The 16,718-nt window shown below is 64.5% G+C and carries 15 protein-coding genes; 13 read left to right on the top strand and 2 right to left on the bottom strand.

The genetic code is table 11. From position 1 onward, the window contains the following. Positions 1 to 37: 37 nt before the first annotated feature. The gene (locus DT343_RS14800; protein WP_112863467.1) at positions 38 to 946 is read right to left on the bottom strand and encodes an SDR family NAD(P)-dependent oxidoreductase; all 909 of its coding nucleotides are present in this window, start codon (positions 944 to 946) and stop codon (positions 38 to 40) included. A 154-nt stretch (positions 947 to 1,100) separates the two neighbouring features. On the opposite strand from DT343_RS14800, the gene DT343_RS14805 reads away from it, so the two are divergent. The 7 genes from DT343_RS14805 (at position 1,101) to aguB (ending at position 9,911) form a co-directional block, all read left to right on the top strand. Continuing rightward, complete coding sequence (locus DT343_RS14805) at positions 1,101 to 2,255, top strand: OmpA family protein (RefSeq protein WP_112863468.1); 1,155 nt, start codon at positions 1,101 to 1,103, stop codon at positions 2,253 to 2,255. Positions 2,256 to 2,303: 48 nt separating this feature from the next. Then, the gene (locus DT343_RS17280) at positions 2,304 to 2,543 is read left to right on the top strand and encodes a hypothetical protein (RefSeq protein WP_146756766.1); all 240 of its coding nucleotides are present in this window, start codon (positions 2,304 to 2,306) and stop codon (positions 2,541 to 2,543) included. A 239-nt stretch (positions 2,544 to 2,782) separates the two neighbouring features. Beyond that, positions 2,783 to 3,904 (top strand): capsular biosynthesis protein, encoded by a 1,122-nt coding sequence (locus tag DT343_RS14810; protein ID WP_112863833.1) that lies wholly within the window; start codon positions 2,783 to 2,785, stop codon positions 3,902 to 3,904. A gap of 166 nt (positions 3,905 to 4,070) precedes the next feature. Then, the gene (locus tag DT343_RS14815) at positions 4,071 to 7,472 is read left to right on the top strand and encodes a TonB-dependent receptor (RefSeq protein WP_181669204.1); all 3,402 of its coding nucleotides are present in this window, start codon (positions 4,071 to 4,073) and stop codon (positions 7,470 to 7,472) included. Between the two features lie 131 nt (positions 7,473 to 7,603). Continuing rightward, a complete protein-coding gene (locus DT343_RS14820; RefSeq protein ID WP_112863470.1) occupies positions 7,604 to 8,623 on the top strand; it encodes an agmatine deiminase family protein in 1,020 nt (339 codons plus the stop codon). Beyond that, positions 8,620 to 9,015 carry a four helix bundle protein gene (locus DT343_RS14825; protein WP_112863471.1) on the top strand — a complete coding sequence of 132 codons (396 nt, stop codon included), beginning with the start codon at positions 8,620 to 8,622 and terminating at the stop codon, positions 9,013 to 9,015. Before DT343_RS14820 ends, DT343_RS14825 begins: the two co-directional genes overlap by 4 nt. After that, entirely contained in the window at positions 9,012 to 9,911 is a 900-nt protein-coding gene (gene aguB, locus DT343_RS14830) for an N-carbamoylputrescine amidase (RefSeq protein WP_112863472.1), read from the top strand. Before DT343_RS14825 ends, aguB begins: the two co-directional genes overlap by 4 nt. Positions 9,912 to 10,061: 150 nt before the next feature. On the opposite strand, the gene DT343_RS14835 is transcribed toward aguB, so the two are convergent. After that, complete coding sequence (locus DT343_RS14835; protein WP_112863473.1) at positions 10,062 to 10,802, bottom strand: alpha/beta fold hydrolase; 741 nt, start codon at positions 10,800 to 10,802, stop codon at positions 10,062 to 10,064. A 71-nt stretch (positions 10,803 to 10,873) separates the two neighbouring features. On the opposite strand from DT343_RS14835, the gene DT343_RS14840 reads away from it, so the two are divergent. From DT343_RS14840 to rplT, 6 genes are all read left to right on the top strand, one after another. Then, positions 10,874 to 11,836, top strand: coding sequence for a glycosyltransferase family 9 protein (locus DT343_RS14840; protein WP_112863474.1), 963 nt, complete (start codon positions 10,874 to 10,876; stop codon positions 11,834 to 11,836). 125 nt (positions 11,837 to 11,961) lie between these two features. Beyond that, a complete protein-coding gene (infC, locus tag DT343_RS14845; RefSeq protein WP_112863475.1) occupies positions 11,962 to 12,483 on the top strand; it encodes a translation initiation factor IF-3 in 522 nt (173 codons plus the stop codon). 107 nt (positions 12,484 to 12,590) lie between these two features. Beyond that, entirely contained in the window at positions 12,591 to 14,570 is a 1,980-nt protein-coding gene (locus DT343_RS14850) for an alpha/beta hydrolase family protein (RefSeq protein WP_146756767.1), read from the top strand. 65 nt (positions 14,571 to 14,635) lie between these two features. After that, entirely contained in the window at positions 14,636 to 15,925 is a 1,290-nt protein-coding gene (locus tag DT343_RS14855; protein WP_112863477.1) for an MFS transporter, read from the top strand. 161 nt (positions 15,926 to 16,086) lie between these two features. Further along, positions 16,087 to 16,284: a 50S ribosomal protein L35 gene (rpmI, locus tag DT343_RS14860; RefSeq protein ID WP_003166435.1), complete on the top strand. Its 198-nt coding sequence runs from the start codon at positions 16,087 to 16,089 to the stop codon at positions 16,282 to 16,284. A 55-nt stretch (positions 16,285 to 16,339) separates the two neighbouring features. Then, on the top strand, positions 16,340 to 16,693 hold the full coding sequence (gene rplT / locus DT343_RS14865; protein ID WP_017506327.1) for a 50S ribosomal protein L20: 354 nt from the start codon (positions 16,340 to 16,342) through the stop codon (positions 16,691 to 16,693). The last annotated feature ends 25 nt before the right edge of the window (positions 16,694 to 16,718 follow it).

Here is a 16,718-nt window from a genome sequence, read left to right on the forward strand (position 1 = left end):
GCGCCTCACGTCGCGTCAACGCAAGGCACCTTGTTGTTCAACCGCCGTGGGCCTTCTGGGCCTTAGTCAGTTCGATCATGCCTTGGGCGGCGCCCATGTCCGGCACGATCTCGCCGCTGCGGTCCGAGATGGCGTCGAAGCGGGCGGCGACCTGTTCGGGGGCGTTGTCCCCGGTGATGAAGTCGCCTTGCGTCAGAGTGACATAGGCGCGCTCGAACCCGCCGGCGCCGGCGGCCAGGATTCCGCGGCTCGGCGCCTCCTTGCTGACCAGGTAAAGCAGGCCGGGCGTGACCAGAGCCGGGGCCAGCGCCTCCAGCGGCAGGGCGGCGCCCAGATCCTCGGTCATGCGGGTGTGGGCGGTGGGCGCCAAGCAGTTGACGCGGATGTCGTTCTTGGCCCCTTCGATCGACAGGGTCTGCATCAGGCCGACCAAGGCCATCTTGGCTGCGCCATAGTTCGACTGGCCGAAGTTGCCGTACAGGCCAGACGACGAGGTCGTCATCACGATCCGGCCGTAGTTCTGCCCGCGCATGATCTCCCACACCGCCTTCGTGCAGTTTACCGCCCCCATCAGGTGGACATCGACGACGAAGCGGAAGTCCTCGAGCTCCATCTTGGCGAAGGTCCTGTCGCGCAGGACGCCGGCGTTGTTCACCAGAATGTCGATCCGGCCCCATTTCGCCATGGCCTGATCGACCATGGCCTGGACTGCGGCATAGTCTGTCACGGAGGCCGCATTGGCCATCGCTTCCCCGCCGGCCGCCTCAATTTCCGCCACGACCGATTCCGCCGCCGTCGCCGAACCGCCTGAACCGTCGCGGGCGCCGCCCAGGTCATTGACCACAAGCTTGGCCCCCCGCGCCGCCAGCGCCAGAGCGTGTTCGCGCCCCAGCCCGCCCCCGGCGCCCGTCACGATCGCCACCTGTCCGTCAAACCGCATCGTCATAATCGTTCCCTCTCGCAGACGCCCAATGTGTTGAAATGGCGCCACAGTCGACACAATCGTATCTCAAGCGCGGAACCGTGCGCCAGCCACGCCGTTCGGTCGAGTGAATGCTGTGCTATTGCGCAGCTTCGCGCATTCACACAGTGAGGAAGCTATGAAGCTCAAACTTCTCGCCTCCGTTGCCGCCGCCGGACTGTTCGCAGCCGGCGCCGCATCGGCGGAACCCAATGGTTGGTACGGCGCCATCGACGCCGGCTACCACATGATCGACGATATCAACGCTGAATCGTCCACGACCGGCGCCAACTGGAACTGGGAAGTGAACGACGGCTGGGCGGCTTTCGCTCGCCTCGGCTATCGCTTCAACCCGAACTGGCGCGTTGAACTGGAAGGCGGCTACCGCTCGGGCGACATCGGCCGCGTTCGCGCCGTGTCGGGCACGCAGGGCCTGTGCAACTTCACCCCGGCGACGGGCGGTTGCTTCTCGCCCGAAGGCGACATCGAATCCGCCACCCTGATGGCCAACGTCATCTATGACTTCGGCTTCGAATACTGGGGCGTTCGTCCGTTCGTCGGCCTCGGCGCCGGCGTCAACCGCGTCAAGACCGACACGAGCGGCGCTCTGCGCGCCAACCGCGCCGCCACCTTCACGGCGGACGACGACTCGACCAAGTTCGCCGCTCAGGCGATCGCCGGTCTGGCCTGGGCTGTGGGCGACCGCACCAACATCGACCTGACCTACCGTTACCTGACGGGCGACGCCAACTTCGCCTCGACGACGGTCGGCGCTGGTCCTGGCGCTACGCAGTTCGGCGAATGGGACGGCGACTACGACCAGTCGCACACCGTGACCCTGGGTCTGCGCTACAGCTTCGGTGCGGAAGACGCTCCGCCGCCGCCGCCGCCCCCGCCGCCCCCGCCCCCGCCGCCTCCTCCGCCCCCGCCGCCCCCGCCGCCGGTCGCTCAGACCCCGGTCGCTCGCCAGTTCGTCGTCTACTTCGACTGGGATCGCTCGGACCTGACCGCGGAAGCCCGCTCGGTGGTGACGCAGGCCGCCAACTACGCCAAGTCGGGTCGTCCGACGCGCGTCCTGATCGTCGGCTACACCGACACCTCGGGTTCGGCCGCCTATAACCTGGGTCTGTCCAACCGTCGTTCGCGCACCGTCGCGGACGCCCTGGTCGCTCAAGGCGTCAACGGCGGCGTGATCGCCCTCGACGGCAAGGGTGAAACCAACCTGGCCAAGCCGACCGCCGACGGTGTGCGTGAACCGCTCAACCGCCGCGCGACCATCGACATCAACTTCTAAGACTTTCGGGGAGTTGGTTGGGATCACCCAACCAGCGACCTGCGAAGCATGGAAGTCGTCGTCTCAAAGACATCGAGCCGTCGTCGCCTTCCGGGTGGCGGCGGCTTTGATGCTAAAAAACAACGCTCAAAGCGCCACGTTTCAAAATCTCAGAACTCTGGGCGTTTTCGATTGATCGCAAAAGGTGGTCGCGACAAAAGGGCGATGATGCCCTTTGTCGATAAACCCTTCGGTTGCACCGGCCGCGCCGAAGCGGTTTCTGTTCCGTCATTGTACCGGTGGGCGTGATGGTGGACGTGCGTTCGTCTTCTCGAGTTCTGTCGGCGCGACGTCGTCGCCGTTATCGCTTAAGGGCAGATGACGTTCGGCCCAGCGCATCTCTGCGGTTGCGTTCAGTAGCGCCGGCCCAGTCAACCGTCGTTTCTGCCTTCCCCGCAACACGGCAAGGCGGTCGACATGGCCTGTCGAGCCGTCGTTTCCTGATCGTTTCCGCCCCCTTCGGATCGTTCGGATCCGCATTGGCCTCGGTGCTCGAATCGCGCGGGGCGGTCGTCAACCGCATGATCTTCAACGCCGGCGATGCGATGAACTGGCGCAGGCCGGGCGGGTTGGTGTTCAAGGGAACGGCAAAATCGTGGACCGATGATCTCGCCCGTATCGTCGCAGATTTCAGTGACATCGTCGTTTTTGGCGAGGCCGGCGCCTACAACCGTGCGGTTCTGGCCGCATCGGAAAGCCTGAAGGCTCGCGTCTGGGTCTTGGAGAACGGCTATTTCCGTCCTGATTGGATCACCGTCGAACGCAACGGCGTGAACGGCTCAAGCGCGCTTCCACGCTTCCGCGACGGATATCCCGAGCCAGCGCCGCAATTGCCCGAGCCTGTCGCAGTCGGAAAAATCCTGCCGCACCATGTCGCCAATATCAGCGCCTACCATACGGTGCAGGTGGCGGGAAAAGCGTTCTTCCCAAACTATACCGCGCCCTATGTGTTCTCTCCATTGAAGCAGTGCCTGGGCCATGTTCGACGCTACGTCAGCCTGGCCTTCCGTCGACCCGAGAATTGCGACGCCGACATCATCCGGGACAGAGGTGAGTTCTTCATCGCCTGCCTGCAGCGGGAGGGCGATGCGCAGCTGCTGCGCTATTCCCGATACGCCGACAATCGCGCCTTCCTGACGGCCGTCATCACCAGCTTCGCCGCAAACGCGGCGCCTCAGATGCGGCTGGTGGTCAAGAACCATCCGCTGGATCCGGGCCTGGTCAATCTTCGCGCCGTCACAATGCGGCTGGCTCAGGAGCATGGGCTGGCGGGACGTGTCGATTTCATCGACGGCGGCAATCTGGCCGCGCTGTGCCGTGCGTCGCGAGGCATGGTCGTCAACAACTCCAGCGCCGCCTTGTCGGCGCTGGGTTTCCATACGCCGGTCAAGGTTCTGGGAGACGCCTTCTTTGACTTCGAGGGGCTGACCGACCAGAAGCCGCTGGACGCTTTCTGGTGCGCGCCGGAGGCTCCCGACAGCGCCTTGTTCACGCGGTTCCGCGCGCATGTGATCGCCCAGAGCCAGGTGAACGGCAACTATCATGAGCCGCACGCCATCGTGCCGACAGCCCGCGGAATTGCGGACGTCTTCGAACGGGCAGCTGATTAGCGGTAGCCATACGCGGTGTGGCGCCCAAAACACCCTCCGAGCCTGTCATATTACCGTTACATAACTGTCGTCCTAGGTTCTGACATCCGCCCTAGAGGGGGCTGGATTGCGACATGCCTCGAACATGTCCTCGACCAATTTCGGTCCACCAGCTGGGGATAGCTTAATGACCTTCCGCAAACTGGCGTACGGCGCTTCGGCCGTCGCCATCATGATGTCCGCCTCGACTGCGGTATATGCTCAGGAAACCACCGGCGCCATTCGCGGCCGCGTTTTGAGCGCCGACGGCGCCGGCGTGGCTGGCGCGTCCGTCACGCTAGTCCACCAGCCCACCGGCACGACTGCGACGACCGTGGCGGATGGAAATGGCTTCTACTCGGCGCGCGGCCTGCGGGTCGGCGGACCCTACATGATCACGGCGTCGTCCGCTGAAGGTTCGGGCGAAGCGCAACTGTCCGGCATCAGCGTCGGCGACCCCGCCAATGCGGACATCGAACTCTTCGCCAACACCGTCACCGACGTCGTTGTGGTCGGCACGCGTCGTTTCGCCAATGATTTCGGCGCCGGCTCGGCCTCCAACTATGGCGCGAACACGATCGGCTCGCTGCCCTCGATCAGCCGCGATCTGAAGGACACCGCGCGTCTTGATCCGTTCGCGACGATCGACCCTTCGAACGAAGATGCTCTCTCGTTCGCCGGCACGAACACGCGCCTGAACCAGCTGACCGTCGACGGCATTCGCCAGAACGACGAGTTCGGCCTGAACGGCAATGGCTATCCGACGCAACGTTCGCCGATCTCGCTCGACGCCGTCGAAGCCGTCAATGTCTCGGCCGCTCCTTTCAGCGTCATCAACAACGGCTTCATCGGTGGTTCGATCAACGCCGTGACCAAGTCCGGCACCAACAATTTCAGCGGTTCGGCCTTCTATGAGTACAGCGACGACGCCATGCTGGGCGATCGCTACTGGGGGTATGACAACCGCACCCGCCTGAACGGCGCGCCCAACCTGGCCTATGGCTACAACAACCTGATCCCCTACGTCCGCACCTTCAAGGAAAAAACCTGGGGCGCGACGCTGGGCGGTCCGATCATCAAGGACACCCTGTTCTTCTTCCTGTCCTATGAGAAGTTCGAATCCGAGTTTTCGCTGGATGAAGGTCCCGTCGGATCGGGCTTCTCTACCGAAGTTCCGCGCATCACGACCGGCGCGATCGAAACCTTCCGTCAGGCGGCGCAGGCTCGTTACGGCTACGACGCCGGCTCGTTCGTCAGCAACGCTCCGCCGGTGAACGACGAGAAATACCTCGCCAAGGTCGACTGGAACATCAACGAGAACCACCGTCTGGCCCTGACCTATCAGGAAACCCAAGGCACCTCGTTCAACGGCAGCACCAGCTCCGTCTTCCCGAACGGCGACTCAGTCACCACGCCGCGGGTCGGCCTGGAATCAACGCAGTATCTGAAGGACGAGCGTCTCACGACGTACAACGCCCAACTGAACTCGCAGTGGACGCCGAACTTCTCGACCGAACTGCGCGTCGGCTACAAGGAAACCGAGACCACCCAACTGCCCACGGGCGGACTGGGCGTCGGCCAAGTCACGGTCAATGTCGCTGACCTGCCGGGCGTTCTGGCCGGCTCGGGCACGCCGCAGATTCAGTTCGGCGCCGACAACTTCCGTCACGACAACTATCTGTACAGCGAGAACACCAACGCCGAGCTGATCGCGCGCTACAATCTCGGTGCGCACGACTTCCTGGCCGGTATCCGCACGGAGAAGCGCGACTTCCTGAACGTCTTCGTCTCCCAGTCGCTGGGCACCTGGACCTTCAACAGCTACAACGACTTCGTGAACGGCAACGCCGCCAGCCTGTTCATTCGCGGCGCCGTCAATCCGGCGGGCGGCACCGTTCCGGCCACCTTCGGTACGGCTCGCAATGGTGCGGTCGAATTCGGTTACGACCTCAACTCCGTTTACGCCGAAGACAACTGGCAAGTGACGGACAATCTGCGCATCAGCTATGGCCTGCGTTACGACTGGTTCGCCATGGATGACGCGCCGGTGCTGAACGCCAACTTCGTGTCGCGCCAAGGCTTCGCAAACACTGCGAACCTCGATGGTCAGGATCTGTTCCTGCCGCGCTTCGGCTTCAACTGGACGCCGGGCGAGTGGACGGTGTCGGGCGGCATCGGCCGGTTCTCGGCCATCGGCACCAACGTGCAGATCGGCAACCCCTTCGGCAACGACGGCGCGCGCATCACCAACTCGGTCTGCACTGGCCCGCTGACGGGCATCACCAACCTGTCGCAAGTTCCTGCCGGGGCAAACTGCACCTTCACGCCGGGCAACGGCAACGTGGTCGCTCTTGACCCCGATTTCGTGACGCCTAGCGCCTGGAAATACAACCTGACCGTGGCGCGCGACTTCCGCCTGCCGCTGATCGAAGACTTCCGTCTGCAAGCCGACCTGCTTTACAACCAGTTTGAGAACGCCCTGTACTACAAGGACCTGCGCGCGCTTCAGACCGGTACGGCACCGGACGGTCGCCCCGTTTACGGTCGCACCACGACCGGCACGATCGGCGCCAACCAGTTCGATCTGCTGCTGACCAACCTCAAGGACGGCGGCTACTCGGCCTCGGCGGCGATCACCGCCCAGAAGAGCTGGAAGGAAGGCGTCTTCGAGGGCCTCGACGTTCGCGCGACCTACACCTACACGGAAGCCGAAGACGGCAACCCGATGACCAGCTCGCAGCCTGACTCCTCGTTCGTTCGCTTCGCTTCGTCGGACCACAACAACCCGGCCCTGGCGACCTCGGACTATGAAGTCCGCAATCGCCTGTCGGTAAACGTCAGCTGGGCCCGCGCCCTGTTCGGCGACAACGAAACCTCGGTGAACGTCTTCGCTCAGCGTCGTTCGGGCCTGCCTTACTCCTTCGTCTATCACAACAGCCGTTCGGGCAACTTCGACAACGACTTCGGCAACGCCGTGCCGCAGTCCTATTCGGGCGCTTTCGGCACCTCGAACCAGCTGTTCTATGTGCCGCAGACGGACGCCAACGGTGTCGTGACCGCGACCAGCGATCCGCGCATCACCTATACCGGCATCAATCTGACGGACTTCAACGCCTTCCTGAACAACACCGGCCTTATCAAGTACGCGGGTTCGATCGCCCCGCGTAACGGTTTCCGCTCGGCGGCGGTGACCACGGTTGACCTGCGCCTGTCGCAGGAAATCCCGGTCGCGTTCGTCCCTACCGGCACGATCAAGCTGTATATGGACGTCGAGAACTTCGGAAACCTGCTCAATGACAAGTGGGGCGTGACCGAGCAGTATCCGTTCTATCGCGGCGTCGGCACAGTCGTCCTCAACTGCCAGACGGCGGGTGGAGCCACCGCGAACTGCGGCGCTCCCGGCGCGGTCTACAACTACTCGCAACTGCAGACGCCGAATCTGGCGCAGGGCGGCACGAACAACGCTCCGCGCGACGAAGCCCGTCGTCCGCAACAAATCCTGCCGGCCTCCACCTGGCAGATCAAAGTCGGCGCCAAGATCTCCTTCTGATCTGACGCACGATCTCCAGAAGAAGGGCGGTCCGTTCGCGGGCCGCCCTTTTTCGTGGCCGACGTTGAAGTCGGGGGCGCTTGGGGCCATATGGCGCGGCTTCCAGTTCGGCCCTTCTTGAGGACGCCCGCATGACCGATCCGACTGCTGCCGCCATCCCCGCCGAATGGGCGCCGCACCGCGCCATGTGGGTGGGTTGGCCCAGCCATGCGGAATACTGGTTCGAGGCGTTGGAGCAGGCGCAGGACGAGGTCGAGGGTCTGGTGCGGGCTTTGGCCGGTCCGGGTCGCGAGCAGGTCAAGCTGATGGTCGGCAAGGCCGAAGTTCTGGCCGACGCCCAGGCGCGCTTTGCCGGCGTGGCGAATGTCGAGGTCGTGCCCGGCGAATTCGGCGACGTCTGGCTGCGCGACACCGGGCCGATCTTCGGCGCGGGATCCAAAACGGCCGCCGCCTTCAAGTTCAACGGCTGGGGCGGGAAATACGACATGCCGGGCGACGACCTGGTCGCCGGCCAGATCGGCCGACATGCGGGCGTGGACCTGACCTGGAACGACTTTGTCATGGAGGGCGGGTCGCTGGATCACGACGGGGAGGGGACCGTCCTGACCACGCGCCAATGCCTGCTGAACCCGAACCGCAACCCGGCCTGGAACCAGGATGAGGCCGTCGCGGCGGCGGCGCTGGAGAAGGCGGTCGGCGCCAAGGTGGTGGTGTGGCTGGGCGACGGTTTGCTGAACGATCACACCGACGGGCACGTCGATAATCTGGCGCGGTTCGTCGCGCCGGGCGTGGTCGCCTGCCCGGTCGCCTGGGGGACGAACGACGTCAACGCCGACGTCTATGACGCGACGGCGCGCGATCTGGCCGCCGTGACCGATGCGGCGGGCCGTCGGCTGAAGGTCGTGCGCATCCCGTCGCCAGGCCTGGTGCTGGACGAGGACGAACGCCCGATCCCGGCCAGTCACATGAACTTCCTGATCGCCAACGGCGCGGTGATCGTTCCCACCTATGGCGATGCGCGCGCCGCCGACATGGCCTGTCAGGCGTTGAAGGACGCCTTCCCCGATCGCGAGATCATTCCGCTGCCGTCCAACGCCATCCTGACCGGCGGCGGGTCGTTCCACTGCATCTCCCAGCAGGAGCCGCAATGAGTGGCGAGTGGCGAGCGGCGAGTAGCGAGGTCCGCCACTACCGTGATCTGCTCGTCTGGCAGAAAGCCCTGACTTGGGTTGAGCTTGTTTATGAGGAAAGCCGCATTTGGCCATCCGACGAGCGGTTCGGCCTGATCAGTCAGGTCAGGCGCGCGGCCGTGTCCGTACCTTCCAACATTGCCGAAGGTTGCGCGCGTCGCAGCACACCTGATTTTCTGCGCTTCCTTTCCATCGCCCGCGGTTCTCTGGCCGAGGTGGAAACCCAACTCATCCTTGCCCAGAGGCTGGCCTATATCGAGGAGGCCGCGCTCGCGCGATTGCTCGAAGCCGCCGACGAAATCAGCCGTATGCTTTCCGGCCTCATCTCCAAGCTCGAGGAGCGCACGAAATGACTTCCCTCGCCACTCGCCACTCGTCACTCGCCACTCCGAGAACCATCACCGTCGCCGGCATCCAGACCTCGTATGGCGAGGACATGCAGGCGAACATCGACAAGACCATCGCCTTCGTGCGCGAGGCGGCGGGGCGGGGCGCGCAGGTGATCCTGCCGTCGGAGCTGTTCCAGGGGCCGTATTTCTGCGTCTCACAGGAAGAGCACTGGTTCAGCCAGGCCTATGAATGGCGCGAACATCCGTGTGTTGTGGCCATGGCGCCGGTGGCCAAGGACCTGGGCGTCGCCATTCCGGTCTCGATCTTCGAGAAGGACGGGCCACAATATTACAACTCGCTGGTCATGCTGGACGCGGACGGCGAGGCGCTGGGGATCTATCGCAAGAGCCATATCCCCGACGGCCCCGGCTATCAGGAGAAATACTATTTCCGGCCGGGCGATACGGGTTTCAAGGTCTGGAAGACTCGCTTCGGCAAGGTCGGGGTCGGCATCTGCTGGGACCAGTGGTTCCCGGAAGCGGCGCGGGCGATGATGCTGATGGGCGCCGATGTCCTGATGTATCCGACCGCCATCGGCACCGAGCCGCATGATGCGACCCTGCACACCGCCGAGCCCTGGCGGCGCGCCATGCAGGGCCATGCGGTATCGAATGCGGTTCCCGTCGTCGGCGCCAACCGGATCGGCCATGAGCGCGTGACCGAGGTCGGCCAGACCTTCTACGGCCATTCCTTCATCGCCGACCAACAGGGCGAACTGGTCGAGCAACTGGGCGCCGAGGAGGAGGGGGTGCTGGTGCACCGCTTCGACCTGGACGAGCTGGACAAATACCGCGCGGCCTGGGGCTTCTTCCGCGATCGGCGTACGGACCTGTATGGGGCGCTGACGGGGGGCCGCTGACACGATCCTCCCCTGCGTCAGCGGGGGAGGGGGACCATGCGCAGCATGGTGGAGGGGGCGGAGCGCGCAAGGTGCGAGCCGTTCGAAACGAAGATGCGTTCGCCCCCTCCACCGCTTCGCGGTCCCCCTCGCCCGTGAACGGGAGAGGATCTAGGTTCGCATCGCCTCGACCGCCGCGACCAGTCGGTCGAGGTCCGCCTGCGTCGAAAGCCGGTGATCGCCGCCCTCGATCAGGTCCAGGCGCACGTCGCCGCCCGTCAGACGTTCGACCAGCTCGACCTGATGTCGCCAGGGCACGACGTCGTCGGCGCGGCCTTGCAGGATGTGAACCGGCGCGGCGACGTCGATCACGCCGTCCAGCAGCAGCCAGTTGAGCGCTTCCTCGAACATGCGCCGCGTCAGGACATATTCGCCCAGACCCTCCTCGACGATCAGGGTTTCGCCCTCGCGCAGGATGGCCTGACGCTCGTGGTCCGCCAGGCCGGGCCACATCAGCCGCTCGGTGAAGTCCTGGGCCGGATTGACCAGGACCAGGCCCTTGATCCGGTCCGGCCGCGCCAGGGTCGCCAGCAGCGAGACCCAGCCGCCCATCGAGGAGCCGACCGGAATGACCGGGCCGGAAAGACTGTCGATCAGGGCGACAGCGTCCTCGCGCCAGCGGCCGATGGTGGCCTGTCTCCAGTCGCCGGAGGACTGGCCGTGGGCGAAATGGTCGTAGCGGACGAAGTTCCAGCCGCGTTCGCGCGCGGCGACGTCCAGGGCCAGGGCCTTGGTCCCCTCCATGTCCGAACGGAAGCCGCCGACCCAGATCACGGTCGGGCCGTCGCCGTCGACGCGTTTGAAGGCCAGGGTTTCGCCATCGGGGCGGGACAGGTGCTGGATGTCGGTCATGGCGCCGTTCTGCCCGGACTTTCCGCCGTCGTCACCCTTGACCGCGACGCGCGATGGCGGAACACAGACCCATGTCCGCACCCCAGGTCCTGTTCGTCACCTCCAACCGCATCGGCGACTGCGTCATCTCGTCGGGCGTGATCCGCGAGATCGCGCGTCAGGTCCCTGGGGCCGAGATCACCGTCGCCTGCGGCCGGCCGCCCGCGCCCTTCTTCCGCAATGCGCCCGGCGTCGTACGCACCATCGTGCTCGACAAGAAGAAGCTGTCCGGCCACTGGCTCGATCTGTGGAAACAGGTCGTCGGCACGCGCTGGGACCTGGTGATCGACATCCGGGGTTCGGCGCTCAGCTATCTGATCCCCGCCAAGCGGCGCATCGTCTATAACCGCTCGTGGGAGACGGGCCTGCGCAAGGTCGAGATGGTGTCGCGCCTGATGGGTTCGCCGACGCCGCTGGATCCCGAAATCTTCCTGGACGATCAGGCGCGGGCCGAGGCCGCCGCCGTGATCGATCCGCAGTTGGCGGGCGGCGCGGGTCCCGGCCCGATAATCGCCCTGGCCCCCATCGCGCATCAGCCGGGCAAGAGCTGGCCCGCCGACCGCTGGGGCGCGCTGGTCGAGAAGTTGAAGGCCGAGCCGCGCTTCGACGGCTGGCGGTTCATGCCGGTGGGCGGACCGGGCGACAGGCCGCCCGCGACCCCGGCTTTGGAGGCGGCGGGGCCGCGCGGCGTCGATTTCGTCGGCAAGGGCGACATCCTGGCCTCGGCCGCCGCCATCGACCGGGCCGATCTGTTCGTCGGCAACGATTCGGGTCTGATGCACGTCTCGGGCGCGCTGGGGCGACCGACGCTGGGTCTGTTCGGTCCAACGGAATGGTGGCTGTATGGGCCGTGGGGGCCCAAGACGCGCACGGCGGCGTCGAACGAGACGCGCGGACAGTTCGCGCCGATCGAGGACCTGACGGTGGATCACGTCTTCGACGCGGTGCTGGCGCTGCATGACGCCTACATCGTCGAAACGCCTGCGAACCCTTGAAAAATCGGGGCTCGCGGCGCATATTGCCGGCCTTGAGGGGAACGTGGCGATCGCCGCGTGCATTCGCTCATCACGACATACGCATTCTCTGACCACATAAGGAAACGACGCCCATTCGCCGTCCCATGCAAGCGCCACCCGTGAAAGACGGGCCGCGTATGAACCAGGATATCCGCGCCCCTCGCGTTCTGCTCATCGACCAGAACGGCGAAAAACAGGGCGTCATGCCCACCTCCGCCGCTCTGGAAGCGGCCGAGGAAGCCGGGATGGACCTGGTCGAGATCGTCTCCACCTCCGAGCCGCCGGTGGCCAAGATCCTCGATTACGGCAAGCACCGTTTCCAGGAACAGAAGAAGAAGGCCGAGCAGCGCAAGCGTCAGAAGGTCGTCGAGCTGAAGGAGATCAAACTCCGTCCGAACATCGACACCCACGACTATGAGGTGAAGGCCAAGGCCATGCACCGCTTCTTCGACGAAGGCGACAAGGTCAAGGTGACCCTGCGCTTCCGCGGTCGCGAAATGGCCCACCCCGAACTGGGGATGAAGCTGCTGAACAAGGTCCAGGCCGACTTCGACGAAGTCGCCAAGGTCGAGTTCTCGCCCAAGATGGAAGGCCGCCAGATGATCATGATACTGGCCCCGCGCTAAAGCTTCTTCATCTTATGAGTCTGACGCCCGCGCCTTCTGGTTGCGGGCGTCATGCGTTTGAATAACAGTGTCCCTTCTGGATCTTTCGATTCGAAGATGGGGCTGCTGTGAATCTGTCAAAATCAACGCTTTGGGCTTTTGTCAGCGTGCTGGCCTTGGGCTGTGTTCCGGCCCAGGCGCAGGATGTGCCCGCCGTCTCGCAGGCATCGGCCTCCGCGCCGGTGACACCCGCTGCGTTGGATTTGTACGGCCGGCTCCCGGCGTTTTCCAGCCCGCGCTTGTCGCCCGACGGCACGAAACTGGCGCATTTGGTGAATGTCGGAACTGGGCAGGCCCTGGTCATCATCGACTTGTCAAACCTTCAAGTGATTGGCGGGCTTCGTTCGATCGAAAACAAGGTGCGTGGCCTGTCGTGGGTGGGCAACGACTACCTGCTGATTTCCACATCCACCGCCGCCTCATTGCCGTTCGCTGCTGGCAAGGGCGAATACACGCAGGGCCTCATCTATACGCTTGCGACGCGCTCGGTTCAGACGGTTTTCGCCCGCAATCCGGAACTGGCTCGCATCATGATCAGCGGCGCGATTATCCGTGATACGCCGACTGGCCCGGCCATCTATTCGCAAGCCTTTGATGCGCGCGATGGAACGGCTGATCTCTACCGCGTCGACCCCGCCACCAATCGCGCCACTCAGATCGCCCGGGGCCGCAATGTCGGCAACTATCTCCTAGACAGCGCCGGCGAACCGATTGCGCGCTCCACATATTACGCCGAGACCGGCACATGGAGCGTCGATGTCAAGCGAGATGGAGGATGGCCTCGCGTCTGGTCGACGACCGCCTTGCTTGATCAACCTTCGTTGATTGGTTTTGGCGCTTCGACAAAGTCGGTCATCGTTCAGGCCAAACTCGAAGGAGACGACGAACCCAAATATCGCGAGCTGTCGCTCGAAACCGGCCAGTGGACGGATCTCGCTTTCGACACTCAACCGGACAGCCTGATCTATCATCCCGTCACGAAGTTGTTGATCGGCACGGTCAGAACCAGCGACGAGGGACCTGTCTACGACATCACTGATCCCGCGGCGGCGCGGACTTGGCGCGCGGTCAGGACCGCGTTCAAGGATCGTCATCCGTCGATTCAGAGCTGGGCGGCGAACATGAGATCGCTGATCGTCGAGACGGACGGAAATGGTGATCCCGGCACGTACAACCTCGTGGATCTGGATCGGGGCGTCGCGGAAATCGTGGGCCAATCCTATCCCGACATCGCGGCCAACCAGGTTGGAGAGATACGATCCGTCTCCTACACAGCGGCCGACGGCATGACGATTCCCGGATATTTGACCCTGCCGCCGGGTGTTGGGGGGCCTCGTAATCTGCCGCTCGTGGTGCTGCCGCACGGCGGCCCTGCCGCGCGCGATACCTTCGGGTTCGACTGGTGGGCGCAAGCGCTTGCCGCTCAGGGCTATGTGGTGCTGCAGCCGAATTTTCGGGGATCGGACGGCTTGGGTGAAGCTCATCTGAGCGCCGGCTACGGTCAGTGGGGTCGCAAGATGCAGACCGACCTGTCAGACGGCGTACGCTGGTTGGCGTCGCAAGGCATGATCGATCCCAAGCGGGTGTGTATCGTCGGCGCCAGCTACGGGGGGTACGCCGCCATGGCCGGTCCGACTCTGGACACGGGCATCTACCGTTGCGCCGTGGCTGTGGCGGGCGTTTCCGACCTCAATGAGATGATCCGTTGGTCGGGGGGCGGCTCACGGGGACGCGAGAGCCCGGTTGTTCGATATTGGATGCGTTTCATGGGCGCGGAGAAGCTTGGCGATCCGGCGCTCGACGCCTTGTCGCCAGCACTGATGGCTGACCGCGCCGATGCGCCGATGTTGCTGATTCACGGTCGAGATGACACGGTCGTGCCCTACGACCAGTCTGTCCGACTTTACAATGCTCTACGCAGAGCCGGAAAGCCCGTTGAACTCGTTCCGCTCGATGACGAGGACCACTGGCTGTCGACCGCCGCCACGCGACAGCGGATGCTCGATGAGACCGTGAGATTCTTGAAGGCGAACAACCCGGTCGACTGATCTGCGGGCGGCCGCGTTCGATGATGGCGCTTCTCCGTCGTCGAACGCCGAGCTAAGCCTGCGGCATGACCACGCCCCGGACGACCCCGCCAAAGCTCAAGACGCCGGCGTTGGCCGTGCTGTTTGCGGCGGTGTTCATCAATCTGGTCGGGTTCGGGCTGGTGGTGCCGTTGCTGCCGTTTTTCGCCCAGAGCCTGAAGGCCGAGGCGTGGCAGATCACGCTGATGTTCTCGGCCTATTCGCTGGGTCAGTTCTTCGCCGAACCGTTCTGGGGGCGGCTGTCGGACCGGATCGGGCGAAAGCCCGTGCTGTTGATGACCCTGATCGCCAATGCGCTGGGCTATCTGATGCTGGCCTTCGTGCCCAACATCTGGCTGGCGATCGCGGTCAGGCTGTTCACCGGCCTGGGGGCGGGCAATATCTCGACGGTCCAGGGATATGTGGCCGATGTGACCCCGCCCGAGCAGAGGGCCGGACGGATGGGTCTGATCGGGGCCGCGTTCGGCCTGGGCTTCATCGTCGGGCCGGGCTTGGGTGGATTGCTGACGCAGCCGCAGCTGGGACGGTTGGGCTATCAGCTGCCGATCTTCCTGGCGGCGGCGTTGGCGGCGAGCGCGGCGGTCGGCGTGGTCGTCTTCCTGCGCGAAAGCCGGGCCAAGGCCGATCCCGCCGCCCCGCGTCCGGCCTTCCTGGCGGGCCTGAAGGATGCGCGCGACAACGCGGTGGTGTCGCGCGTGCTGGTCGTGACCCTGATCTATATGGCCGGGTTTTCGGCGATGGAGAGCGTGTTCGGTCTGTGGTCCGAGAGCCGCTATCAGTGGGGCGCGCGCGAGGTGGGCCTCAGTTTCATGATCGTGGGCATCGTCTCGACGCTGAACCAGGGGTTCTTCGCCGGGCGGCTGGCGCGGCGGTTCGGCGAATCGCGCGTGCTGGCCACCGGCATGCTGCTGTTTGGAACGTCGCTGGTGTTGCAGGTGCTGGCCCCGGTCGCCTGGTTTCCCGCGACGCGGCTCGAGCTGGGCGCCCTAACGATCCCGGTGGTCCAAGGCTGGATCATTCCGATCGTGATGGCGATCGGCGCGTGCGGCATGTCGCTGGCCATGCCCAACATCTCGGCCATGATCAGCCGCGCCTCGCCGCCGGATCGGCAGGGGGCCATGCTGGGTCTGAACATGGCCTCCAGCTCGGTGGCGCGCATCTTCGGGCCGATGATCGCGGGCGCGCTGTTCTCGGGGCTGGGTCATGACTGGCCCTTCGTGATCGGGGCGTTGCTGACCATCCCGGCGGCCCTGATGGCGATCAATGCCGGACGCGTCATTCTCAGCGGCGAGGGCGGCGTCAAAGCCCCGGCCTGACTCGTCTTGCAATGGCGGCGCTCTTCACGTAGAAGCCGCGCCTTCGCGTACCGAACCGCCAGGCGAACAGGCATGCCTGGGCGGTTCTTAAACTCTGGAGAGACACCTCCCACGGGCTCAAGCAGTCCAAAGGACGGTCGCCCTCCAAAAAGGAGACTGAAATGCCGAAACTGAAGACGAAGTCGGGCGCCAAGAAGCGCTTCAAATTCACGGCCACTGGCAAGGTTAAGGCCGGCGTTGCGGGCAAGCGTCACCGCTTGATCAGCCACAACTCGAAATACATCCGCCAGAACCGCGGCACCTCGGTCATGGCCGACGCCGACGCCAAGAAGATCAAATCCTACATGCCGTACGCCTGATCGGCGCGCGCTGTACGACTGATCTCCATCCCAAAGAATTTGAAGGAATAGCGACATGGCTCGCGTTAAACGTGGCGTAACCTCGCACGCCAAGCACAAGAAGGTTCTGGAGCAGGCCAAGGGCTTCTCCGGCCGCCGCAAGAATACCATCCGTACGGCCAAGGCCGCCGTCGACCGCGCCGGGCAATACGCCTATCGCGACCGCCGCGCCAAGAAGCGCAACTTCCGCGCCCTGTGGATCCAGCGCATCAACGCCGCCGCCCGTCTGGAAGGCTTCACCTACAGCCAGTTCATCAACGGCCTGAACAAGGCCGGCATCGAACTGGACCGCAAGGTTCTGGCCGCGATCGCCGCTGACGCGACCGGCTTTAAGGCCGTCGCCGACAAGGTCCGCGCCGCCCTGGCGTAAGAGCTGTGCTCAAGCCGCGAGCGAC

The sequence above is a fragment of the Brevundimonas vesicularis genome (genome assembly GCF_900445985.1).
Classification (GTDB): domain Bacteria; phylum Pseudomonadota; class Alphaproteobacteria; order Caulobacterales; family Caulobacteraceae; genus Brevundimonas; species Brevundimonas vesicularis_D.